Below are 24,876 nucleotides of genomic sequence, written 5' to 3'. Positions count from 1 at the left end.
TTCTTAAAGCACTATGCTTTTTACAATATTTCCGTCAAAATCCATGATGGAAAAAACACCGTCCTCAAGCATCGCATAGGTAGGCGGGTTTCCTTCTTTCGGAATGGATACGGAACCCGGATTCAAAAGAATGTATCCCTCCATCTGCTCTGCTTTCAGCACATGGGTATGACCATGGATCAGAATATCTCCCTCGCATAAGGGCGGCAGGTTATTCTGATTATAAACATGTCCATGAGTCGCATAAAGCGTCTTGCCGTCAATTGCCAGAATGCAGTAATCTGCCATCACCGGAAACTCCAGAACCATCTGATCCACTTCTGCCTCACAATTGCCGCGCACAGCATAAATTTTGTCTTTCATGGCATTCAGCATGGGAATCACCTGCTTAGGTGCATATTCTTTTGGCAGATCATTTCTTGGTCCGTGATAAAGCAGATCGCCCAGCAGAACCAGGCGCTCTGCCCCTTCTTTCTCAAAAGCATCCAGCATTTTCCTGCAATAGTAAGCAGAACCATGGATGTCAGAAGCAAACATATATTTCATAAACTTGGTTTCTCCTCTGTTTTTAGTGTTCGAATTGTCTCTCTCCTTTTCGGTTTACATAACCTCATGAAAAGGACATTTTTCTTCTTTACATTATCATGCCTTGATGGAAATTACAAGATAGTACTCTTTTGAATTTTTTCTCATATATCGCATATCAGATTTCTCCCTCTGTACTCCTTCATTCCCCCGATCACCGTTTTTGTCTTATATCCATTTCGCGCCAGAATCCTGGCTGCCTGAAGACTTGCCCCGCCTCTGTCGCAATACAGCACCAGTATTTTCCCTTTTGGAAAATCATATGTCTGCATTTCTTCAAACTTCTCATATGGCACATTTACCGCTCCCTTTATATGTCCGGTATGGTACTCTTTCGGATTTCTTAAATCTATAAGAAAGGAATCTTTCCGTCCAACATAATAATCCAGCATTTTTCCGGAAATCGGCTCTACAGGAAACATGGAAAATCCCCTTTTTTATCAGTATATCCACAAATACAAAAAAGGTGCCAAAATGCACCTTTTTTAAGTATTGCTTTTCGCAACCTCCGCAGGGGACTTACTTGATTCGGTTAAATATAAATCAAGATCAGAAATCCGTTGTACACCTGCGGACTATTTCGCACGGAACACACACATTCTTTTCAATCTGTATTTCTCTCTCAAGAAGATCGATCATTCGTTCCACTGTCTTTTTGCACATTACGCCCAGCTTACTGTCCACCGACGTGAGCTCAGGATCACTGCTGATTGCAAGAATTGAATTATTATATCCGGCAACAGGCAGTTCTTCAGGAATCGCCAGTTCCTTAATCTTTGCATACTTTACTGCTCCGATTGCAATTCCATCCTCCGTTGCAAGGACACTGTCAAAATCAAGGGTCCGGTTGTATTCAAGCAGCATATCCCGCGTATATTCAATGTCATTTCTGGTCTTGAATTTCAGATTTCCACAAATCGGATATCCGGCTTCCTGCAATGCAGCTTCGTATCCCGCCATTTTCTGCCTGGCACTATAGGATTCTGAATCATACATAAAAAGAATTTTCTCTTTTCCTCTCCGTATAAAGGCTTTCGTCACTTCATAAGTAGCCTGAAAATCATCCGCATAGGTGCAGTAAATATTATCGCCTGAAACCTTTGCGTTAATCATAAATATGGAAACCTGTTCCGCTGCCTCCCGAATATAATCTGTGTCAGATTCATCTTTACCATTTCCTGCATATGTAGAACCAACCAGTATCAGCGTGTCTATTTTCTTAGACAAAAGGAGTCTGACATAATCCTCCTTTTCTTCCTGTTTAAATCCACTGCAGCCAAGAATACAGTCATATCCATGAGCATGAAGATTTCGCTCCAGATAAGATACTGCTTTTGCCATATAGATATCGTCAATGTTTGGACAGATGATTCCTACTGTTTTCATCGATCCAAGACCAAGGCCTCTGGCAAACGCATTCGGCGTGTATTCATTTTCTTTCATAACCGCAAGAACCTTTTCTTTTGTCTTCGGGCTGACTTTCGGACTGTTATTGACCACTCTGGATACTGTTGCGATGGAAACATTTGCCAGCTTTGCAATATCATATATATTCACTATAGTTCTCCTGTTCGTTCTGGTAATAATAGAAAATAAGCTTTCTGATATCAATCATTTTACAGGTCAAACCCAAAATAGTCTACTGCATTATTGTACGAAATTCCGCACACGATTTCCTTCAAAGTTTTATAATCAGCTGGATACTCTCCATTTTCCACCCATCCGCCAATAAGCTTGCAAAGAATTCTGCGGAAATACTCATGTCTGGTATAGGACAAAAAGCTTCTTGAATCAGTAAGCATGCCAACAAAGTTTGCAAGCAGTCCCAGATTTGCGAGTGATGTCATCTGTGCGATCATACCTGTTTTGTGATCGTTGAACCACCATGCACTTCCCTGCTGAATTTTGCCTGCTGCCTCTGTTCCCTGGAAGCAGCCCAGGATTGTTCCGATTGCCTCATTATCATTAGGATTGAGGGAGTACAGGATTGTCTTTGGAAGTTCATTTGATGCGATCAGAGAGTTCAGGAAATCTGCTGTCTGAGCACTTGGCGCATAGTTATTGATGCAGTCATATCCAGTATCCGGTCCGAGCTGCTCATACATAAATGCATTGTTGTCTCTCTTGCATCCATAATGGATCTGCATTACCCAGTTCTTTTTATGATATTCTTTTCCAACAAACTGCATAAAAGCTGTCTTGAAGATCATTTCTTCTTCTCTTGAGATGCTTTCGCCATTCAGTCTCTTTTTAAAGATTTCATTTACTTTTTCTTCTGCCGCAGGCGCATACATAACATATTCCAGTGCATGGTCAGATACACTGCATCCCATCTGTGCAAAGAATTCCATTCTCTTAAGAAGGGCTTCTTTCAGATCTGCGAAATCAGCAATTTCAACGCCACTAACCTGTGAAAGCTTTTTCATGTATTCCGGATATTCCGGTTTTTCCAGATTCATTGCCTTGTCCGGACGCCATGCAGGAAGCACTTTTACCTCAAAGCTTTCATCTTCTGCAAGAACTTTATGCCATTTCAGATCATCTATCGGATCATCTGTTGTACAGATTAATTTTACATTGGATTTGCGAATAATGTTTCTTACAGACATATCATCTTCCTGAAGCTTTTTGTTACACAGGTTCCACACTTCTTCGGCTGTATCTCCGTTCAGATATCCTGTATATCCGAAATATCTCTGCAATTCCAGATGGCTCCAGTGATAGAGCGGATTTCCGATTGCTTTACCAAGAGTTTCTGCCCATTTCTGGAATTTTTCACGGTCACTGGCACCACCAGTAATGTAGTACTCATCTACTCCATTTGACCGCATCTGACGCCATTTATAATGATCACCGCCAAGCCACACCTGGGTAATATTCTCAAACTTACGGTCCTCTGCAATTTCCTGGGGATTGATATGGCAATGGTAATCTACAATTGGCATTGTCTCTGCATACTCATGAAATAACTTTTTTGAAGTTTCTGTTGAAAGTAAAAAATCTTTGTCCATAAATGCTTTCATAGAATAATTCTCCTCTTCTCTCTATCCGTTCCAGCGAAAATGTAAGGTCTTACATTTTAATCACAGTATACGATAAATAAGTGTCATTTTCAATTCATACAGCATTTGAAGAACAGCCAAATTTATGCATGATATATTGTGTATTTTTACCATTTTTAGCTTTTTTCCCATTTTCTATTGACGTTCCTGTTTTGTTGATGTAATTTGAATGTAAGCTCTTACATATATTATTTTCACATAAAGGAGGTTGTTGATTTCTTGAAATCTTTTATTAAAATTAATCCTTCAGATAATGTAGCCGTTGCGCTTCAGCCTCTGGCGAAGGGCACTGTGATCGAACTTGATAACTCCACACTCACTCTTACAGAAGACATCATGCAAGGACACAAGTTTGCATTAAAAAATCTCAAGCCTGGTGATTCCATTATTAAATATGGTAATCCCATTGGATGTGCAACCACAGAAATTTCTGCAGGTTCCTGGATTCATACTCACAATTTAAAAACAGGGCTGGGAGATCTTCTTACTTATACATATAACAAAAATGTCACAGAGCTTCCACACCAGAAGCCAAAATTCTTCCAGGGCTATCGCAGAAAAGACGGCCGTGTTGGTGTACGTAATGAAATCTGGATCATCCCTACAGTAGGCTGCGTTAACAATGTCGCATCTGCTATTGAGCGGGCCTCACAGAAGTACATGACAGACCAGATTGATGGTGTCTGTGCTTTTCCCCATCCTTACGGATGTTCCCAGATGGGTGATGATCAGAATAACACACGTCAGATCCTTGCTGATTTAGTGAACCATCCCAATGCAGGCGGAGTTCTGGTTCTTGGACTTGGCTGCGAAAACAGCAACATCGATGAATTAAAGAAATTTATCGGGGACTATGATCCTGAGCGTGTACGTTTTCTCGTTGCCCAGGAATGCGAAGATGAGATCCGTGATGGTATTGAAGCTGTCAAAGAACTGATTTCCTATGCATCCTCATTTAAGCGTGAACCAATCAGTGCATCTGAGCTGGTGATCGGTATGAAATGCGGCGGCTCTGATGGCTTGTCCGGAATCACGGCAAACCCTACCGTTGGTGCATTTTCTGACAAACTGATTTCCATGGGCGGATCCACGATTCTTACAGAAGTTCCTGAAATGTTCGGCGCTGAGGAATTACTTATGAACCGCTGCGAGACAGAAGATCTGTTCAACCAGACAGTTGCCCTTGTCAACGATTTCAAAAACTATTTTAAAAGTCACAACCAAACCATTTATGAAAATCCTTCTCCCGGAAACAAAAAAGGCGGTATTTCCAGTCTGGAAGATAAATCTCTTGGATGTACGCAAAAATCCGGAAGTGCACCTGTTATGGGAGTTCTTTCTTATGGAGAACCTGTAAAGGAAAAAGGACTAAACCTGCTGAGTGCACCTGGCAATGATCTTGTCGCCTCTACTGCCCTTGCTGCATCCGGTGCACACATTGTACTTTTTACCACCGGACGCGGAACACCATTTGCGAGTCCTGTACCTACAGTAAAAATCTCCACAAATAACCAGCTTGCCAAAAAGAAGCAGAACTGGATTGATTTCAACTGTGGAGTCATGGTAAATGACACTCCTCTTGATGAGCTTTCAGAAAATCTTCTGGACTTTGTCCTTGAGATTGCATCCGGAAAGAAATCAAAATCCGAAGAAGCAGGTTTCCATGATATGGCAATCTTCAAACAGGGCGTTACTTTATAAAACATAAATCGAATTGCGGAAGCAGCGTAGCTGCGTAGCAATCCGGATATCAAATGAGTGTCAAAAGACCTTTTAACACTCATATCATTATATATGAGGAAAAATGAAAATGAAAAAATTATCTTATGCTGTTTTAAAAGAACAGGGCTATGATGGATACCTTCTTGAATCAGCGCCGGAACGTGTACTTCAGTTTGGTGAAGGAAACTTCCTCCGTGCATTTGTAGATTATTTTATAGATGAGTTAAACGAAAAAGCCGGATTCAACTCCAAAGTTGTTCTGTGCCAGCCAATCGCTCCAGATCTCGATGACAGGTTCAACGAACAAGAGGGTCTTTATACCTTATTTCTCCGTGGATTCCAGGATGGCAAAAAAATAAATAAAAAGCGTGTTATCTCCTGTGTAAGCCGTTGTCTCAATCCATATAAGGATTTTGAAGCAGTTCTCGCATGTGCAGATAACCCGGACCTCCGTTTTATCGTATGTAATACAACAGAAGCCGGAATTACTTATGATTCTTCCTGTCAGTTTACTGATGTTCCGGCTGGCAGCTATCCTGGAAAACTTACTCAATTTATGTATCGCCGTTTCCAGAAATTCGGTCAGGAAGCCGGCAAAGGATTTATCATTCTTTCCTGTGAGCTGATCGATGATAATGGAAAAGAGCTTGAAAAATGTGTATTAAAATATGCTGAACAGTGGAATCTTGGTGAAGACTTTATCAACTGGATCAAAGCTGAAAACATCTTCTGCTCTACACTTGTAGACCGTATTGTAACAGGTTATCCAAGAAATGAAGCTGCTGCAATCTGTGAAGAACTTGGCTATAAAGATAACCTGATCGACACAGGTGAAATCTTCGGCTTCTGGGTAATCGAAGGACCTCAGTCAATCAAAGACGAATTCCCGGTTGACAAAGCGAACCTTCCAATCCTGATCACAGACAATCACAAACCATACAAGCAGAGAAAAGTACGTATCTTAAATGGTGCTCATACCTCCTTTGTACTGGGTGCTTACCTTGCAGGACATGATATTGTCAGAGACTGCATGAACGACGATGTGATCTGTGGATTTATGAACAAAACTATTTATGATGAGATCATCCCTACTCTGGACCTTCCAAAAGCAGAGCTCAAAGATTTTGCCGCTGCTGTTACAGAACGTTTCAAAAACCCATTTATCGATCACGCTCTTCTTTCCATTTCTCTGAACTCTACATCCAAATGGAAAGCACGTGTTATGCCGTCACTCAAAAAATATGTTGAACGCAAAGGTACACTTCCTGCATGCATCACAGCTTCTTTCGCCTTCTACATTGCATTCTATAACGGATATGCTATGAGCGAAGACGGACTTACAGCCAAAAGAGCAGCTAATGAATACACTGTAAAAGATGACAAAGCAGTTCTCGAATTCTACCTTGCACATAAAGATGATTCCGCAGCGGATCTTGTTCATGCAGTCTGCACCAATACTTCCTTCTGGGGCGAAGATCTGACACAGATTTCCGGATTTGAAGCAGCTGTATGCAATTACTTAACTCAGATCCGTGAAAATGGTGCGTATGAAGTAATGAAAGCACTGGCTTAAATATATTACTGAATCATAAGTTCTTTCCATGATTGAAAGCGACGGTGCAGGACGCGTGCAACGTTAGAGCGTGTCTGAAAAAGGCTCTGGATTTCCTTCCGCATTGCTCATCAAAAACCTCCGGCATACATTAAACCTCCCAACATGGGCGCAGAGTCAACAGACCCTGCGCCCTTTCTTAAAATATTTTAATATCTGGAAGTAGTATCTTCCCCAGACTCGTAAGAATTACGACTCTTGTTTTTGCTGCTGTTTTTTGAGTAAGAATTCTTGCAATCCTGAGAATTCATCTCATTTTCATAAGATCTGTTTGTTGAATTTTTGCTGTTCTTGTTTTCAGACTCATAATTTTTTGCCATTTGAGTATTCCTCCTGTTGAATGCCGCTGTTCGCGTTCTGTTCCGCACCCAGCAGCTGTTTTCAGATTACTTTGTGTATTGTAACCAATTGCAGAAAGAATATTCATCAAAATGATATTGCTTTTTTTTCCAATTTATATTATAATTGGCTTTGTAAAAGAATTTACCCTTCAAAAATTTTTTTACATAACCCCTTATTTAATTATTTATACTCCCCTCGAAATACCCGGTAGCTCCCCTACCGGGTGTTTCTCTTTGGATTTATAAGGGTTTGCGGGGTTTTGGGGTTCACCATTCTCGTAATATTTCTGTAACATTTAATAGATATGTCCAAAATATGTCCAAGATTCTATTTTCCGTCCAATCTTGGCTCTCCAAAATAACCCAAAATGAGGACAGTTTTATCACTGCCTCCTACAATGCTGTCCCTTTCTTTGGAACAAATAAATAACTCATATCCGCGTGTTCCAGTTCAAGCAACGAAAGCTTTTTATCAATTCCCCCGGCATACCCTGTCAGACTTCCATTTGTGCCTATCACACGATGGCAGGGAATGATAATAGAAATTTCATTGTGTCCAACCGCACCTCCAACTGCCTGGGCAGACATGCGGGATACATTTTTCATCTCTGCCATTTTGCGGGCAATTTCTCCGTATGTGATCGTCTGTCCATAGGGAATCTGCAATAAAATCTTCCACACTGCCTGTCTGAATGTTGAGCCGTCCGGATGAAGTGGCGGAGTAAATTTCGGTTCTTCACCGGAGAAATAAACATCCAGCCATTTTTTCGCTTCCGTGAGAATCTCTGTTTCCTGTGGAATATGCTTGTCTGGAAGTGTATTCCCAAAATATTTCTGTCCTTCAAACCATAGACCAGTAATTCCCACTTCATCTGCCGCCAGTAAAATATGCCCTAACGGCGATTTATATTTGTATGTGTATATCATATTTATACCTCAAAAATGCATGGAATCCTACGATTCCTATGAACAGATTTACAAAACAAAGTTTCCATTTTCCCTTAACCACTCATCCGCTGAGCAAAATCATCACCATCTGCACACAAGTGGTTCCGCAGGTGTAGCCACCATACTGACGCAGGTTCGGGATATCGATAAAAACATCAGCATCCTGGGTCTGCCCAGACTAAGGGAGACTGAGCAGATGGACTCTCTACCGCCTGCACCTGGTAAGTGAATAACAAGAAACATATGGCACCATCAAAAGCACCTGGTATCAAAATTCTGCATAGCTTTTTCATTTAGGCTCCTCATTCACCGTTCATACAACATGCTCCTTAAATGCTTTTCATTGTCAACACATCAATTTGTAAAATACAGAAAATCCCCACATGGTCTCTCATAATTATTAATCAGCTTATTCATGACCTGACCATTGTAATACAATGTGGCGGAGCCGCCGCCATCCAGGTTGTAGGCGTACTGACAACCATAGCTATTGAAGATATTAACAAGATCCCAGTGGTTCAGACCGGCGTAACTGCCAGTGTCGGTGACAAGAAGCACATAAATGCCAGGTTTCACCATTCCCACAGCAGTTCTCGGATAATATTTGGCTGTTTCTGACCAGGCAGGCTGGGCCTGTCCATCTTTGATCAGAATCGGACCAAAATTATAGGTATCTTTCACGCCCTCTTCCAGAAGAGCTTCGCCTTTTAATCCCTGCTCTGGTGTATAAATAGTGCCATCATATTTTACAGCCATTACGCTGTAACTGGTCTCATAATTTCCATAAATCACACCATTCTTGATACACATTCCAAGAGGTGACGGCCGCCCTGTCTGGTAACTAAACGCACTTCCATTCACTCCGATAATACCCCCATTACCAGAAACCGCACCGGAGGTAGTCTGTCTGGCACCACCATAGGTTCCATAAGATAAAGCGGATTTCAGCTGTCCGGAATTTTTGATTTTTATCAGCGCTACCCAGTAAGGAACATTATGTGTGGATTTTCTGCGCAGATCAATATTAAGAGAGCTGCTTTTATATGTATAGCGGTTATCATTCACCTTCACATCCGGTCTGGTCTGTCCGGTTCTTCTCCCGCTATCATTTACATAATATTTTCCCACCCACACATTTGTATACAAAGCACCTGTTTTCTTATCAAAATAATAACGATATTCACCAATTTTCTGCCATCCTGTTGCCATTCTGGAATTAGGAAGGAAATAATATCGCTTTCCTCCGTAGCTCAGCCAGCGGTTGGCAATTGCCACACCTGACTTATTGAAATAATAAGAGTATTTCGTTCCTGTAGCCCATCGGTTGCGGAACATAATGCCATTCTTCCGGTTGTAATAATACCGTTTCCCGCCTGATTTCAGCCAGCCTGTATAGCGTTTTCCATTCTTTGTGCTGTAATAACGCTGACCTTTGTAGGTAATTTTTCCCCAAAGCAGTTTTCCCTTGGAATTATAAAAATAATAGTCTTTTCCCCGCTTCACCCAGCCATGCTTTTTCGAAGTGATACTCACAGTCGTATTGGAAGCCTTCACATAAGAAGCGGCCCACACCGGAGAGGAACACATGGTAAATATCAAAAACAGAAAACAGATAATCCCAAAGCTTCTTTTTTTCAATTCCTTCTCCCCCCTCATTTCAATAAAAAATCGTAACAGTTCAGTACTTTCACAGTTACACGCTCCGTGATGTACAGAACTCACTAAGCATTTGCTTTCTGGTTATAAAAAATTCGGGGCAGACAAATTACTTCGTCTGCCCCGCTGTATTTGCCTTGCTGCAGGTAATTATTATGCGGCTGCCTGCTCGCATAAATTACTGATTAAGCTGCCGGTGTCTCACTGTCATCCAGTGTATCTCCAGCCATATCTGTCTGCTCTTCGGACTCAGCAACACCATCTGTCTCCGTACTCTCAATATCGCTGTCGCCTGTAGCAGCGATCACATCGTCCAGCCATCCCTCAGGCATGCCTGCGCTGGTCAGATTCTCTGTGATTGCATCCATATTCATGGAAGCTGTATAAGCTTCAATTTCATCATCATTACTGAAATCATAAACATCTGTCAGGGAAGCAACATCAACTGCTGCAAGTGCCTCACCGCCATTGCCGCCTGTCAGAGAAACTGAACCAAGAGTTGCACCACCTGCTGCAATAGCAAGATTCCAGTCAATGCTGTCCTCATCTGCACCATCGGCTGTAAAGATCAACTGCATTCCACCAAATGGATCATAGGAATTTCCATCTTCATCTTCCACAGGCGCACCGGAAATTGTGTAAGTTCCCTTCCAGATTCCGTCCTGTACTGCCTTGGTATCATAATCTGTAACATCAATCACAGCTGCATCCGCTTCACCGGAAGAAATCGTGTAAGTTCCGCTTAACAGGTCACCTTTCAGCTCACCGCTTCCTTCAATTGCAACCTTGTCATCTCCGGAACCCAGCTGCATGGAAAATCCTCTCTTATCTCCATCCGCTGTACACAGATATCCGAAAAGCTCTTCCTCCTGCTCATCATTCAGAAGGAACTGGCGTCCAACAACCTCTCCGTCACTGTCAACCCATGCCCTTAAAATAAATCCGGACTCGTCAGTCTCATCAGCTTCTGTATCCAGATCTTTCTCCATATCCTCGATTGCTTCCAGGAAAGTCTCATAAGTATAATCTGGATCATTCATGGCTTCTGTCCAGGTCTCAATAAGCCCCTTCAGTTCTTCATCAGACTTGGCTGTATCCAGAATCTGCTGGAACATTGGAAGTGCCTCTGCCTGTGTAACATGTCCTTCCAGAACGCTAAGCTCCTGACTTACATCTCCTGCAACAGCTTCCTGTGCTCCAGGATTCTCAGCATCTGCAACATTATCAAAAATAATATCTGTGTATCTTGTAAGAATAGATGTCACTAAGTCTGCTTCCGGAAGGTTCTCCAGAGTGGAAAAATAGCTGTTCATGCTATCTGCCAGATCAAGACTCGTGGTAAAGGAAGAATCCAGTTCCTGATCTGCCTCTTCCACTGCTTCCTGAGTCATCTGCTCCATATTCATTTTAATATAGCCATCACTCAGCTCCGGAATTCTCATATAAATTTCAGAATTCTCTGTATCAAAATAATATTCTATTGTACAGATCTTGGTTCCATTTACATTCACATCCATAAACTCAGTCATGGACTTATCAGACATGCTTACATTTCCACTGATGGAAGCATCCGCCAGCCAGGAGATATCCACAGGAGAAAGCATTCCCAGAATTGCTTTTCCACCATCTTCCAGACTTACCTTTATTTCCGCATTTCCCTTAACTTCTTCTGTATCCATTTCAGAAAGGCTCTTTGCGTAATCAGCACCAAATTCCTCGATCATTTTGGCAAAGGCTGCTTTCTCAGTTTCCTTGTAAGAATCTGCTGCCCATGTGGTAGCCGGTACTGCACTGATTCCCATAAGGGATGCTAACAAAATTGCGGTAATTTTCTTTCTCTTCATAAGATCCTCCTTTGGTATAAATCCTTACGGATTCTGCAATCTTCCCGTTGCTGTTTGCTGGTAATTCCCAACTGCTCTCATTACCAGTTAAGCAACCAGTTTCTGTCAACGATCCGTCACGGACTATACAAAGTTCCATAACAGACATATCTGACAAAACAAGTTAATATCAGAATAGCATTTGCCGAACTTATTGTCAATAACCCATAAATATTCTGACGATTCCCGTGACAAAAAAGTGGTTACTGTTCCATCTGTGACCAATAAAACAAAAATTTTTCCCACAAACAAATCCTATAATTCCGGACAGGCTCTGATATATCATATTGTACCATTTACTCTCCACTGTCCTGTATAATATAACTATCCAGTTTTTCCATATACCTCTGGTCACGCTCAACAGTAATCACAATCACGTCATCCGGTTCATATTTATCCAAAAGCTCCTGGTCAAAGTCATCAATTCTCACAAATATGGTTTTCTGATAGCGATAGGGCATGTATTTTTCAAGGCGGAGTCGAAAAGAATCCCCGATCACCATTAAAGTTTTCTCATTCTCCGAATTGGATTTAAACACTTTCAGGATCTCCTCGCCGCCTTCACTCTCCTCTTTTTTCACCTTGTAACGGATACCATCGTGAAAATAATTCAACCCATACTCCCTGTCATCATTCAGCTCTTTATACCGCCCGATCATCCTGGACAGATCCCCCCTGCAAGGTTTAGTTCCGATCAGAACCTGAATATCTTCGATTGGCAGACTTTCACCTGTCATATCCTGTACAATTTTCTCGTTGGTAATATAGCCGCCTAAATTGTTCATATGAGTATCATATTTTCGGAACAGCTGGTATTTTTCAGTAAACTCCCTCAGATAATCTGCCAGAAAATCAAATTCCACGTCGGAATTTTCTTTCATATATTTTGCAAAAGTCTCCATTCTGGAATCCCCGATTCCAATCACCTTTGGCTTCTCCGGCATATACTTCGAATAAAGTGTCTCTTTGTTGGGAGCCACGTAGTAATGGAATTGTTTCACACCCCTGTCCAGGAACCAGTCCCGTACTTTTGCAATTCCGGATGCAATTTCCGCACTTTGTTCCAGTGTATACACATTGGTTTTCTGGTAATCTGCCATGGCATTTTCTCCCTCCCTTTCCGGCAGGTAAAACAGCCAGTTATCTTCTCCGATCACCACATCCCCGATCTTTGTATTGCGGAAAAATTCCGTATCAATAAAGTTGCAGAACTTCACCAGGTCATTTTTGAAGGGCACATGATCCTTATAATACGCCTCAAACTGCTCCGGGAAGTCTCCCAGAGATTCCAGATTCACCTCCGGAAATTCAGCCAGTTTTCTGTTTTCATTGTTTTCCGTATCAAATCTGCCGGAAAATCCAGCCCACACCACTCCTGGCAGAACCAGACTTCCTGCAAATAATACAATCAGAATTTTCTGTTTTCTCATATGCTTCCTGTTAAAATCTGAAATAAATAAACGGGTTATAGCTGTTATTTACAAGTGCCGCCACACTCAGCCAGAAAATCACCATACAGGCGATCATTCTCGGAACTGTCACCATTCCATTGGCAGGGATTTTTCCAGCGGAATGTACCCGGACCTTCTCATATATCTTCTGCAAAACTCCTGCAAATAAAACACCCATAACGATCAGAAAGATCATTTTGCTGTCAAGATATGCAGAAAGAAGAATGGTTCCTCCATGTGCCACAAACATATTTCTCACATAAGTGAAAAACAGGGAAATATTTTCTGCACGGAACAGAATCCATCCAAAAAACACCGCGGTCACTGTGTAGCCCCAGCCCACGATTCCAGGCAGTTTTTCCAGTTTTTTCCCAAGCCACACACGTTCCAGTATAAGAAAAAGGCCATGATAAAGCCCCCAGAGGATAAATGCCATTCCAGCCCCATGCCACATTCCGGTAAGGAAAAATACGATAAGCAGGTTTCGATAGGTGCATGCCGCGCCTTTACGATTTCCTCCCAAAGGAATATAGACATAATCACGAAACCAGGAAGACAGGGAAATATGCCATCTGTGCCAGAATTCCTGCACGGAACCAGCTGTATAGGGATAATTGAAATTCTCCTGGAATTCAAATCCGAACATTTTTCCAAGACCAATGGCCATATCGGAATATCCTGAAAAATCGTAATAAATCTGCATCATGTAAAGAATTGCGCCCAGCCACAGAGCCTTCCTGGATACCGCATATGGACCATATTTAAAAATTTCATCCACCACACGGGCAAAGGAATTGGCAAGGAGAACCTTTTTCCCAAGTCCCCAGCAAAAACGCATTATCCCGGCTGCAAATTTTCGGATAGTCTCTTTTCTTCCTGTAATCTGAGCTGCAATGTCGCGATATTTTACAATAGGTCCTGCGATCAGCTGTGGAAAAAAGGAAATATACAAAAGCATATGCCAGAAATTGTGCTGTGCCGGCACCTCTCCCCTGTACACATCGATCACATAGGACAACGCCTGGAAAGTATAAAAAGAAATTCCAATTGGAAGCGCCACCTGAAAAAGAGTGGTTCCTGTTCCATCTGCTGAAAAAAGTCCGGTTATGGCTTCTGTCAGAGTGCCAAAATACTTGAAATATCCCAGCAACCCCAGATTAATAATCAAAGTTGCCACAAGAATCTTTTTTTTCCTGGTCTGATATTTTTCAATCAGAATTCCGCCGGTAAAATTCACCGCCACGGAAAACAGCATAAGGAAAACATAAAGCGGCTCTCCCCATGCATAAAAAAGCAGACTGAAAAATACCAGGATTCCATTTCGGATTTTTCCGGGACTTATATAATATGCTGCCAGTACTAAGGGCAGAAAGATCCATAGAAAGAGCATCGAGCTGAAAACCATGTGTATCTCCTTTATTTTTCAAACAGGCTCTGGAGCATGTTTGTCTGTCAATGCTCAGTATTATAACATAAAAGACCCTCCCCATACCAGTATCCTGAAAAAATTCACATTCTGGTATGAGAAAGGTCTCCGTTTTTAACTGAGAGAAAAATCCATCCGTTCTCACTTATTTCGTTTTATAACTACACAGAACTTTTTTCGCGTGCAGATTGCAGGAATGATCTGAGGCATCTCCGCCTCATTTCAAGCCACTTACCAGATTTTGGAGTCCACAGCTGCGCGCTCGATCGGCAGGCCTTTCATATATCTTTCCATGAACATATTAAAGCCTTCTACACCCTCCGGATCCGGATTCAGGGTGCTTCCCTGATTTCCTGCAAATACCTTGGTATCCAGGAAGTCTTCCAGGGTCTCATTCTCCTCTTTGTTTACAAGATAGGAAGCGAGCACTGCAATTCCCCATGCACCGCCTTCACCGGCAGTCTCCATAACAGAAACCGGGGCATTTACAGCATCTGCAAGGATCTGCTGTCCAACACCTTTTGTCTTAAACAGTCCGCCATGACCAAGAAGACGGTCAACCTTTACCCCCTCTTTCTTAAACAGGATGTCAAGACCAACTCTCATAGCGCCAAGGCAGGTATAAAGATTGGTTCTCATAAAGTTGGCAAGATTGAATTTGCTCTCTGGAGAACGTACAAACAGTGGTCTTCCTTCTGTAAATCCAGTCATATGCTCACCGGAGAAATAGCAGTAGGACAAAAGTCCGCCGCAGTCCACATCTCCCTCCAGAGCCTTGTTGTATAAGGTTCCGAAAAGCTTGTTCATATCAGCTTCCATACCCATTGCTTCTGCAAACTCACGGAAAATATTTACCCATGCATTCAGATCAGAAGTACAGTTATTAGAGTGTGCCATTGCAACCGGATGTCCGGATGGAGTCGCAACCATATCAATTTCAGAATATGGTGCAGATAACTCCTTTTCCAAAACAAAAGAGGCAAATACGGAAGTACCTGCGGAAACATTTCCGGTACGCTTTGCAACGCTGTTGGTAGCTACCATTCCAGTGCCAGCATCACCTTCCGGCGGGCACATAGGAATTCCGGCTTTCAGCCTGCCTGTTACATCAAGAAGCTTTGCTCCTTCTTCTGTCAGGCAGCCAGCGTCCTGTCCCGCAACAAGACATTTCGGCAGAATGCCGCGAAGCTTCCATGGGAATCCATAAGAAGCAACCTGCTCATCGAACTGCTGAACCATTTTTTCATTGTAATCCCTGGTAGTGCTGTCCACCGGGAACATTCCTGCAACATCGCCAATTCCAAGAACTCTTTTTCCAGTCAGTTTCCAATGTACATATGCCTCCAGAGTGGCAATGTAATCAATATCTTTTACGTGAGGCTCGCCTTTTAAAATTGCCTGATACAGATGTGCGATACTCCATCTCTGAGGAATATTATACTGAAAAAGTTCGGACAGTTTTCTGCTTGCCTCTCCCGTAATATTATTTCTCCAGGTTCTGAACGGAACCAGAAGATTTCCTTCTTTGTCAAATGGCATGTAGCCGTGCATCATGGCGCTGATTCCAATAGCACCAACGCTTGTCAGCTCTACACCATATTTCTCCTCTACGTCCTTTGCCATCTGCTGATAACAGTCCTGCAGACCGGACCAGATATCTTCCAGACTGTATGTCCATACCCCATTCTCATAGCGGTTCTCCCACTCGTGTCCGCCGGATGCGATTGGTGCATTATTTCCATCTACCAGAACTGCCTTGATTCTTGTGGAACCGAACTCGATTCCAAGTGCTGTCCTGTTATCCAGGATTGCCTGCTTTGCTTCTGCTGCTCCCATGTGTAAAATCCTCCCGTTGTCTTTTTATAATGTGTAACATTCTTCACTGTTCAACCCAACGCCGTAAACAGGCTCCAGAGCGTGTTTGCCATTCTATGCGTTTTTACCTTCGAAACGCAATTTCATTCCAGCGAAGCTCATTCTTGAAGTTACGGATTGTAGTATCTTTGTCAATGTATACAGCTTCAATTCCCATTGCTGCAGCCCAGTCACCCATCTGCTCTGCTGTAAGATCATAAGTAAAGGCAGTATGATGTGCTCCACCTGCAAGGATCCATGCTTCTGCGCCGGTAGCCAGATCTGGCTGTGGTGTCCAGAATGCACTTCCTACAGGAAGCTTCGGCATAGGTTTCTCAACCTTCTTGCAATCTACATCATTGATGATCAGACGGAATCTATCCCCCAGATCAACAAGGGATGTTGCGATTGCAGGGCCTGTCTTGGATGTAAATACAAGTCTCGCAGGATCCTCTCTCTCACCCATGCTAAGCGGGCAGACTTTAATAGCCGGCTTGCCATCTGCTACGGATGGGCAAACCTCCAGCATATGTGACTGCAGGATTCCCTCTTTTCCAGGAACAAGATTGTAGGTGTAATCTTCCATCATGGAGGTTCCCTTAGCGTCCTTCATGCCTGCTGTCATAATCTTCATCAGACGAACCATTGCAGCTGTTTTCCAGTCACCTTCTGCGCCAAATCCATAGCCCTTCTCCATAAGTCTCTGGATTGCCAGTCCCGGAAGCTGCTTCAGTGCTCCAAGATCACCGAAATGAGTTACGATTGCCTGATAGTTTTTCTCTTCCAGGAATTTCTCAAAGCCTATCTCAATTCCTGCTTGTACTGCTACATGACGTTTGAATTCTTCCGGGTCTCTTCCCTCAGAAAGAATGTCATATTTATTATAATATTCTTCCACAAGAGCGTCAATATCTCCCTTGGAAACAGCGTTCACATATTCTGCGATTTCATTTACCGGATAGGCATCAACTTCCCAGCCAAATTTAATTTGAGCTTCTACCTTATCCCCCTCTGTAACGGCAACATTTCGCATATTGTCGGCCACACGGCAAACTCGGATGTGGCTGCTCTCCATAATGCCAACAGCAGTTCGCATCCAGGAAGCCAGACGCTCCTGAACCTTTTTGTCAGCCCAGTGGCCCACAATTACCTTTCGCTCGATTCCCATGCGGGTTACCATGTGACCATACTCGCGGCCACCGTGTGCGGACTGATTCTCGTTCATAAAGTCCATGTCAATGGTGTCGTAAGGGATTTCCTGGTTGAACTGTGTGTGAAGGTGGCAAAGAGGCTTTCTATATTCTTTCAGACCAAGTATCCAGGATTTTGCCGGGGAAAAAGTATGCATCCAGGTGATCACACCAGCACAGTCTTCATCAGCATTTGCCTCATTGAAAGTCTTACGGATAAGTTCATTGGTAATCAAGGTTGGTTTCCATATAATCTCGTATGGAAACATACCGGATTTGTTCAGCTCTTCCACAATAATACAGGAATGCTCAGCTACTTTACGGAGACACTCATCCCCATAAAGATCCTGTGAACCTGTACAAAACCAGAATTTGTAATTTCTTCCTGTTTTCATTGTAAAAATCCTCCTGTTTATTATATTTTTGTAAATATTGTTATTGATTCAATTTTTCAGGTGATGGTTTGCAATGTATATTTCCAATTGTAAGGAAACAATTATCAGTAATTCTTTGCAGCAAATATCATTTAAGCCTTCTGCAGGAACCACGAACAATTAACTCCGGCTGAATCAGACGTTCTACTTTGCTGTCCTCTTCTGACACTCCATTGATTTTTTCTAATATCAATTCTGCTGCCATCTCTCCAAGCCGCTCCTGTGGATGGGCAATGGTTGTGATTCCGGTTCCGCGCTGAGCATAGAGGGAATTGTCATAGCCTGTAACGGAAATATCCTTTGGTACTTGAAGACCACAATCTTCAAGAGATTCAATCACCTGCACAGCAATCTGATCATTGTAGCAGACGATTCCATGAGGAAGCGATCCGGTTTTTACCATTTCTTTTACCATCATAGATGGTTTACTCCGCCGGTCTTCGGTGTGGAACCATACTACCAGATCTGGATCATAAGGAATACCAGCCTCCTGCAATGCCCTCACATACCCTTTATGTCTCTGGATACCCTGAATGTCATCTGCCTTGAAAAAACCGGTAATCCTGCGGTGTCCCTGCTCCAGAAGGTACTTTGTCACCAGATAACCGCCCCTGGCATCATCCATAAGAATGTGGGGCTTGTCCTTCATTTCCGTGTAAATTCCCTGGATAAAAATGTATGGAATCTGATATTTCTCCAGATTTTCGTAAAGGCCAGGATGCCGACAGCTAAGCTGGCTTTTACTTGGCTCTATGATCAGGCCATCAATATCTTTCTGCAAAAGCTCTTCTAGACATTTCGCCTCTTTCTGACGGCTGTTACCTGTATTTTTCAAAATGATGCTGTAGCCCTGCTCAGACAGTACATTATCTATTCCCTGAATCAACCTTGGGAAAATGTAGTCGGAAATATAAGTTGTCACTACCGCAATATTTCTGGACTTTTTCATATGGCGCATTTTCTCGGAACAAAAAGTTCCTTTTCCATGGCAGGCTTCTATATAGCCTTCCTGTTCCAGAAGACTAAGTGCCTTTCGCACCGTATGCCGGCTGAGGGAATATTGTACTGTAAACTGATTCTCTGATGGCAGCTTCTCTCCTGGCTGAATCCTGCCGGAAATGATCTCCTCTTTTAGTTCTTCCATCAGGGTAAAATATTTTGGCTTGCCATTTTCAGTCATTCTTCCTTCCTCCTGTTTCCATCTTACAACTTGTACGCACATACGGACAAGTTGTTGTGTTTGGATATTGTATATAAAATAATCAGCTACATTTTATGCTCTTTTAACAAATGTTGGGGATTCTAAAGTGAAAGAAGTGAAAACATAAGATTTTATTTACAGAATGGCTATGTAAATCAACGCTTACATAGCCATCTGTTTTACACAAGTGTTATCTCGTTTACACAATGGGCATCCGAAATTCATGCTTTCACAGGACCTTACCGCCTGCACGATAACAAACAACACTCGCTAAACATAACTTTGTCTTGTTTTATTACAATGTCTCAATCAGCGAGTCAATGTCTTCCATTTTCGTTGCCCAGCTTGTTGCAAAACGGACTACTGTATGACTATCATCATATTTTTCCCAGAAGCTGAACTTCACTTTTTCGCCCAATTCCTCCATCTTTTTATTTTCCAGAATAACAAAAATCTGATTGGTTGGGGAATTAATGAAAAATTCATAGCCCTTCTCTTTTAATGCAGCTTTCAGTTTTGCAGCGGTTTCGATAGCATTTTTGCTGATTTCCAGGTACAGATTTCCTGTGAAAAGAGTATCAAACTGAATTCCAAGCAGTCTGCCTTTCGCAAGAAGCGCTCCCTGCTGTTTGATCATAGTAAAGAAATGTTTCGGTGCCTTCTTCGGGAAAACGACAGCTTCACCGCACAGGGCACCAACCTTGGTTCCTCCGATATAAAATACGTCTGTATAATTTGCAATATCTTTCAAAGTCACATCTGTCTCTGCCACCAGTCCATAGCCCAGTCTGGCTCCATCCAGGAATAGCGGGATCTCATATTCCCTGCATACACTGGAAATATCTGCCAGTTCCTGCTTTGTGTAAAGAGTTCCGTATTCTGTCGGATGTGAAATATAAACCATGCCTGGAAAAACCATGTGATCATAGCTTCCGTCTGCGTAGTAGGTCTGGAGATAATCTTTCAGATCTGCGGCAGAAATTTTACCATTGTTCTGGGGAAGGGGAAGAACTTTATGTCCGGTAAATTCAATTGCTCCGGCTTCATGAGCATTTACATGACCGGTAACTGCGGAAAGCACTCCTTCATACCGATTCAGCACGGACGCGATCACCACTGCATTTGTCTGGGTACCCCCTACCAAAAAATAGACCTCCCCATCCGGACAGCCACACGCCTCTTTTATTTTTTCCTTCGCTTTGTCACAGAAAGGATCCTGTCCATATCCCGGAACCTTTTCCAGGTTGGTTTCCATTAATCTTTTTAAGATTGCCTCATGAGCACCTTCGCAATAATCATTTTCAAAATACAGCATGATGTAACTCCTTTGTTTCATATTTTTCACTTGTACCATACAGGTATATTTTACTTTGATTTCGTTTTTTAATCATATACCTGCCCTAAATTTTTTACAAGAAAAATGTTTCCGGATAACAGTTCCGTAACCAAATGGCCAATAAATTCTTTCTTTTATATAATTCAGGGTTGACATTCCCACCTTTGCCGAATTATAATTACCACAACAAAATACATTTGCAGTCACGCTTCAATAAAAGGGAGTAGCTGGCATATCAAATGCACTGTTTCTGGTTTAGTGCATTTTTGTATATGGATTTTCATGCGTCAGAACGGTAGACAGTTCCACGAATCTGTCGCCCGCAGAAAATTGAAATGGCAAGACTTTTATTACAATAGTCGCATATCTTCAGATATGCAGTATTGTAATAAAAGTCTTTTTTTATACCCCAAAAACAGGTTATAAAATGCCTTCCCTACAAGGCTTTCATTTTTATAACAATATTAACATTATGCAAGTATTTTTATCTATTTAAGCACTTACATTCAAACACCCAAAAGGAGGAAAATGAAATGGAATTTTTAACAGACGGAATCCTTGCATTAACCTGGCAGCAAATTGTAATGTTTGCCGTCGGAATCACCCTGATCTGGCTGGCTATCAAAAAAGGATTTGAACCAGCCCTGCTTCTGCCAATGGGCTTTGGTGCCATACTTGTGAACCTGCCTTTTTCCGGAGTTTTAAACCAGACTCTGGCTGGCGGGATCCAGGCAAACGGAGTCATTGAATGGCTGTTCCATGTGGGAATTGAAGCCTCAGAAGTCATGCCGATTTTACTTTTCATCGGAATTGGCGCTATGATCGACTTCGGTCCCCTGCTTTCCAATCCCTCTTTGTTCCTGTTTGGCGCAGGTGCACAGCTTGGAATTTTTGCTGCAATTTTACTGTCCACCATCCTTGGATTTGACCTAAAAGACGCTGCTTCTATCGGAATCATCGGTGCTGCCGACGGACCTACTTCCATTCTGGTATCCCAGGTCCTGAATTCCAGATATATCGGCGCCATTGCAGTTGCCGCCTATTCCTACATGGCACTTGTCCCAATTGTACAGCCCTTTGCCATCCGGCTTGTCACTACAAAGAAGGAACGCTGCATTCACATGGAATATAATCCGAAATCCGTTTCCAAAACCATGAAGATTGCTTTTCCCATTATAGTTACTGTAATCGTGGGGCTGGTAGCACCTCAATCCGTTGCGCTGGTTGGATTTCTCATGTTCGGCAACCTGATCCGGGAATGCGGTGTCCTGGGCACCCTGTCCGACACAGCCCAGAATATTCTGGCAAATCTGATCACCCTGCTTCTTGGAATCACCATTTCCTTCAGCATGCGTGCAGACCAGTTTGTAACAAAAGAGACCTTACTGATCCTGGTGATTGGACTTTTTGCTTTTGTCATGGACACCATCGGCGGCGTTCTCCTGGCAAAATTTATGAATCTTTTCCTGAAAAAAAAGATCAACCCAATGATTGGCGGTGCCGGAATTTCTGCATTTCCAATGTCCTCCCGAGTTGTTCAGAAAATGGCCATGGAAGAAGATCCCACAAATGTAATTCTCATGCAGGCCGCCGGTGCCAACGTGTCCGGACAGATTGCTTCTGTAATCGCAGGCGGCATGGTTATCAACCTGGTCACAAAATTTTTATAAAAAAATTTTTATAATGAGGAGGGTCTTATCTATGAATACATCCAATATCATTATTGCACTTGAAATCATGGCAAAAGGAATGGCAGGAATCTTTACTGCCATTCTGTTCATCATTCTTTGTGTATGGCTTCTCGGAAAAATCGGAAAATAAATACTCCAATATATCTATAGCGCTTCTCTTTTCATCCCCGACAAAAAACGAGCCAAGGTCACATGCAGCATTGACCTTGGCTCAATATTTTTACTAATACATCGTTTCGTAAATAACTATACCAATCGCGTAGGATGTAGATCCGAGTGTGCAGGTCTAAAATCCACATTTTCTCTCTGTTACTCTACTGCATCAGCAGCATTCTCAGAGGCAGAACCGGGCTCCCCATCATAATTTTCCAGGAAAGAATGTCTCACACCATATTGTTTATATCCCACAACTGTATCAATATTTACATTCTCTACGCTCTTGAAAATGTTGCCCTCTACAAACGGATTCACCTTTTTCAGGTCACGGATCAGTTCCTTGATTTCTACACGTTTGGAGCGATTTTCGTTATTGCAGGTAGTGCAGGTATCTGTAAATTTACATGCACACTGAATAAAATGGAGATCATTGTAGTCACGCCATGCCTTAATATCATCCTCCCGCACCAGATACAATGGACGGATCAATTCCATTCCCTCAAAGTTGGTGCTGTGAAGCTTGGGCATCATAGTCTGTACCTGGGCACCGTAAAGCATGCCCATAAGAATGGTCTCAATCACATCATCATAGTGGTGACCCAGTGCAATCTTGTTGCAACCCATTTCTTTTGAAAAAGCATAGAGATGCCCGCGGCGCATTCTTGCGCAAAGATAACAAGGAGATTTCTCCACATTAAATACAGACTCAAAAATATCAGACTCAAAAATACGAATAGGAATATTTAACCTTCTGGCGTTTTCCTCGATTACCTGACGGTTGGCCGGACTGTAGCCCGGATCCATAACCAGAAATTTCACCTCGAAATCAAATTTATTATGAAGCTTCAGTTCCTGGAAGCACTTTGCCATCAGCATAGAGTCCTTGCCGCCGGAAATACAGACTGCAATCCTATCTCCCGGCTTCACAAGCTCGTAAGTATTGATTGCCTTGGTAAACCTGGACCAGATTTTTTTCTTAAATTTCTTGCGAAGACTGATCTCCACATTTTTCACAAAATCTTCGTCCTGTGAACTCTTCATGGCATCCATAAGCCAGGCAATGTACCCTTTCTCAAGGCTTACTGCATCCAGCCCCTCTTCCTCGAGCTTCTTAGCGATTTCTTTACTATTGATTCCGCGGCTGCAGCAAATAACCAGTTTTCTGGTCTTATCCACTTCCGGATTCTCCATGATTTCCTCTGGCTTACAGGCCAAAGCCCCCTTAACAGCGCCATGGGAAATCTCAATCTCGTCGCGGACATCAATGATCTGATAGGACTCCGCTGGTAACTTTTTTAATTCTTCTATTGTTATACTGCTCATTTAAATCCTTCCCTGAATATATTCTATAATGTCCATACTTTATATCACGATCTCAACAAAACTGTAACTCGTTCCTGCTCAGAAGAAACCTTGCTGAATATGATTGTTACTGTTCACTGGTCACGTTCCGCGAGGCGTTTTTTGTGAACAAAGTTCACAGAAAACCCGAGAATTGCGGCGCGAAATCATGCGAATGCATGATTTCTGTGCATCACGAAGCGCGTTACTGTGAACGGAGTGAACAGTAACATATGATTCTCTAAAGCATGTCCGACATTTTTTTGTTACAAAACGGACATGTCGTCTATCGGCGACATCTCTATATATGAAAATCAGCTGCTGTGCGCCTGCGACACTCCCGCATCTGCCGTTCGTGACGTTCATAGTATCATGTTAATTCCGATTTTTTATCAGTGACACAATAAACAAAATCAACGCCAGTACCGCAAAAAACGGAATCACTGCCACCAGAATATGAAACAGCAAAAAGACGACTATCAGCAGGATCACCACGCCCAGAAGTTTGCTGTACCAGGTATCAAACCGCCATACATGTACATGATTCCGGCTGGAGCTCTGGGTATTCTGTGCGTCATCCGAATAGGTGCTGTACTCCTCATAATCCAGCTGCCCGTTATCCACATCTGTATCCAGCAAAGTCCTGGCGATCAGCCTGGGATCTCCAAGTTCATCAAGAACCTGCTGCTCATCGCGTCCACTACGTACCTGTGACTGAATATAATCTTCATAGTAACGCACATGCGCCGCCACCTTACCCTCATGCATCTGTCCGGACAGCTGACTTCTCAATGTATCCAGAAATTCTGTTCTATTCATTCAATTATTCAACCTTTCTTATATAAAACCACGAATCATTATCCTGTTTCAAACAGGCTCTGTGCATTTTCTATTCTAACAATACTTGCCCTCATACGCAACTATCCAAGTCATAAAATTTTTATGAAGTCAGAAGCGGAGATTGTATTTTTCAATTCGGGTAGATTT

General features: G+C 42.5%; 19 protein-coding genes. 3 read left to right on the top strand and 16 right to left on the bottom strand.

Annotated features, from left to right (window positions below; translation table 11 throughout):
• Nucleotides 1-3: 3 nt before the first annotated feature.
• The 4 genes from yfcE to uxaC all read right to left on the bottom strand — a co-directional run bounded on the left by yfcE (nucleotide 4) and on the right by uxaC (nucleotide 3,608).
• Nucleotides 4-546 carry a phosphodiesterase gene (gene yfcE, locus I2D69_RS05090; RefSeq protein ID WP_195379510.1) on the bottom strand — a complete coding sequence of 181 codons (543 nt, stop codon included), beginning with the start codon at nucleotides 544-546 and terminating at the stop codon, nucleotides 4-6.
• Between the two features lie 143 nt (nucleotides 547-689).
• Complete coding sequence (locus I2D69_RS05085; RefSeq protein WP_118579811.1) at nucleotides 690-1,007, bottom strand: rhodanese-like domain-containing protein; 318 nt, start codon at nucleotides 1,005-1,007, stop codon at nucleotides 690-692.
• A 127-nt stretch (nucleotides 1,008-1,134) separates the two neighbouring features.
• Nucleotides 1,135-2,142: a LacI family DNA-binding transcriptional regulator gene (locus tag I2D69_RS05080; RefSeq protein WP_173773089.1), complete on the bottom strand. Its 1,008-nt coding sequence runs from the start codon at nucleotides 2,140-2,142 to the stop codon at nucleotides 1,135-1,137.
• Nucleotides 2,143-2,201: 59 nt separating this feature from the next.
• Entirely contained in the window at nucleotides 2,202-3,608 is a 1,407-nt protein-coding gene (gene uxaC, locus I2D69_RS05075; RefSeq protein ID WP_195379509.1) for a glucuronate isomerase, read from the bottom strand.
• Between the two features lie 258 nt (nucleotides 3,609-3,866).
• Between uxaC and I2D69_RS05070 the strand changes: the two genes are divergently transcribed.
• Both I2D69_RS05070 and I2D69_RS05065 read left to right on the top strand, forming a co-directional pair.
• Entirely contained in the window at nucleotides 3,867-5,348 is a 1,482-nt protein-coding gene (locus I2D69_RS05070; protein ID WP_195379508.1) for an altronate dehydratase family protein, read from the top strand.
• A 109-nt stretch (nucleotides 5,349-5,457) separates the two neighbouring features.
• The gene (locus tag I2D69_RS05065; RefSeq protein WP_195379507.1) at nucleotides 5,458-6,942 is read left to right on the top strand and encodes a tagaturonate reductase; all 1,485 of its coding nucleotides are present in this window, start codon (nucleotides 5,458-5,460) and stop codon (nucleotides 6,940-6,942) included.
• A 188-nt stretch (nucleotides 6,943-7,130) separates the two neighbouring features.
• Here the strand turns inward: I2D69_RS05065 and I2D69_RS05060 are convergent, their stop codons facing one another.
• The 10 genes from I2D69_RS05060 to I2D69_RS05015 form a co-directional block, all read right to left on the bottom strand.
• Entirely contained in the window at nucleotides 7,131-7,301 is a 171-nt protein-coding gene (locus I2D69_RS05060; protein ID WP_173716171.1) for a hypothetical protein, read from the bottom strand.
• A gap of 414 nt (nucleotides 7,302-7,715) precedes the next feature.
• The gene (locus tag I2D69_RS05055; RefSeq protein WP_148461765.1) at nucleotides 7,716-8,249 is read right to left on the bottom strand and encodes a methylated-DNA--[protein]-cysteine S-methyltransferase; all 534 of its coding nucleotides are present in this window, start codon (nucleotides 8,247-8,249) and stop codon (nucleotides 7,716-7,718) included.
• Nucleotides 8,250-8,624: 375 nt separating this feature from the next.
• Nucleotides 8,625-9,908: a phosphodiester glycosidase family protein gene (locus I2D69_RS05050; protein ID WP_173719175.1), complete on the bottom strand. Its 1,284-nt coding sequence runs from the start codon at nucleotides 9,906-9,908 to the stop codon at nucleotides 8,625-8,627.
• 203 nt (nucleotides 9,909-10,111) lie between these two features.
• On the bottom strand, nucleotides 10,112-11,770 hold the full coding sequence (locus I2D69_RS05045) for a hypothetical protein (protein ID WP_148461767.1): 1,659 nt from the start codon (nucleotides 11,768-11,770) through the stop codon (nucleotides 10,112-10,114).
• A gap of 335 nt (nucleotides 11,771-12,105) precedes the next feature.
• Entirely contained in the window at nucleotides 12,106-13,239 is a 1,134-nt protein-coding gene (locus tag I2D69_RS05040; protein ID WP_173719174.1) for a hypothetical protein, read from the bottom strand.
• A 10-nt stretch (nucleotides 13,240-13,249) separates the two neighbouring features.
• Complete coding sequence (locus tag I2D69_RS05035; protein WP_195379506.1) at nucleotides 13,250-14,665, bottom strand: MBOAT family protein; 1,416 nt, start codon at nucleotides 14,663-14,665, stop codon at nucleotides 13,250-13,252.
• A 252-nt stretch (nucleotides 14,666-14,917) separates the two neighbouring features.
• Nucleotides 14,918-16,522: an FGGY-family carbohydrate kinase gene (locus tag I2D69_RS05030; protein ID WP_195379505.1), complete on the bottom strand. Its 1,605-nt coding sequence runs from the start codon at nucleotides 16,520-16,522 to the stop codon at nucleotides 14,918-14,920.
• A 103-nt stretch (nucleotides 16,523-16,625) separates the two neighbouring features.
• The gene (araA, locus tag I2D69_RS05025; RefSeq protein ID WP_148461770.1) at nucleotides 16,626-18,125 is read right to left on the bottom strand and encodes an L-arabinose isomerase; all 1,500 of its coding nucleotides are present in this window, start codon (nucleotides 18,123-18,125) and stop codon (nucleotides 16,626-16,628) included.
• 127 nt (nucleotides 18,126-18,252) lie between these two features.
• A complete protein-coding gene (locus I2D69_RS05020; RefSeq protein WP_195379504.1) occupies nucleotides 18,253-19,344 on the bottom strand; it encodes a GntR family transcriptional regulator in 1,092 nt (363 codons plus the stop codon).
• Nucleotides 19,345-19,660: 316 nt separating this feature from the next.
• Entirely contained in the window at nucleotides 19,661-20,680 is a 1,020-nt protein-coding gene (locus I2D69_RS05015; RefSeq protein ID WP_195379503.1) for a low specificity L-threonine aldolase, read from the bottom strand.
• 554 nt (nucleotides 20,681-21,234) lie between these two features.
• On the opposite strand from I2D69_RS05015, the gene I2D69_RS05010 reads away from it, so the two are divergent.
• Complete coding sequence (locus I2D69_RS05010; RefSeq protein ID WP_195379502.1) at nucleotides 21,235-22,371, top strand: sodium ion-translocating decarboxylase subunit beta; 1,137 nt, start codon at nucleotides 21,235-21,237, stop codon at nucleotides 22,369-22,371.
• 330 nt (nucleotides 22,372-22,701) lie between these two features.
• Here I2D69_RS05010 and I2D69_RS05005 read toward each other — a convergent pair whose 3' ends face one another.
• Both I2D69_RS05005 and I2D69_RS05000 read right to left on the bottom strand, forming a co-directional pair.
• Nucleotides 22,702-23,871 (bottom strand): ATP-binding protein, encoded by a 1,170-nt coding sequence (locus I2D69_RS05005; protein ID WP_148461774.1) that lies wholly within the window; start codon nucleotides 23,869-23,871, stop codon nucleotides 22,702-22,704.
• A gap of 393 nt (nucleotides 23,872-24,264) precedes the next feature.
• Nucleotides 24,265-24,708: a DUF1700 domain-containing protein gene (locus I2D69_RS05000; protein WP_118581793.1), complete on the bottom strand. Its 444-nt coding sequence runs from the start codon at nucleotides 24,706-24,708 to the stop codon at nucleotides 24,265-24,267.
• Nucleotides 24,709-24,876: the final 168 nt, after the last annotated feature.

The organism is Ruminococcus sp. D54t1_190329_F1, assembly GCF_015551645.1.
In the GTDB taxonomy this organism is placed as follows: domain Bacteria; phylum Bacillota; class Clostridia; order Lachnospirales; family Lachnospiraceae; genus Blautia_A; species Blautia_A faecis.
Note: the sequence above shows the minus strand (reverse complement) of the source record. Positions and strands in the feature narration are given on the sequence as shown.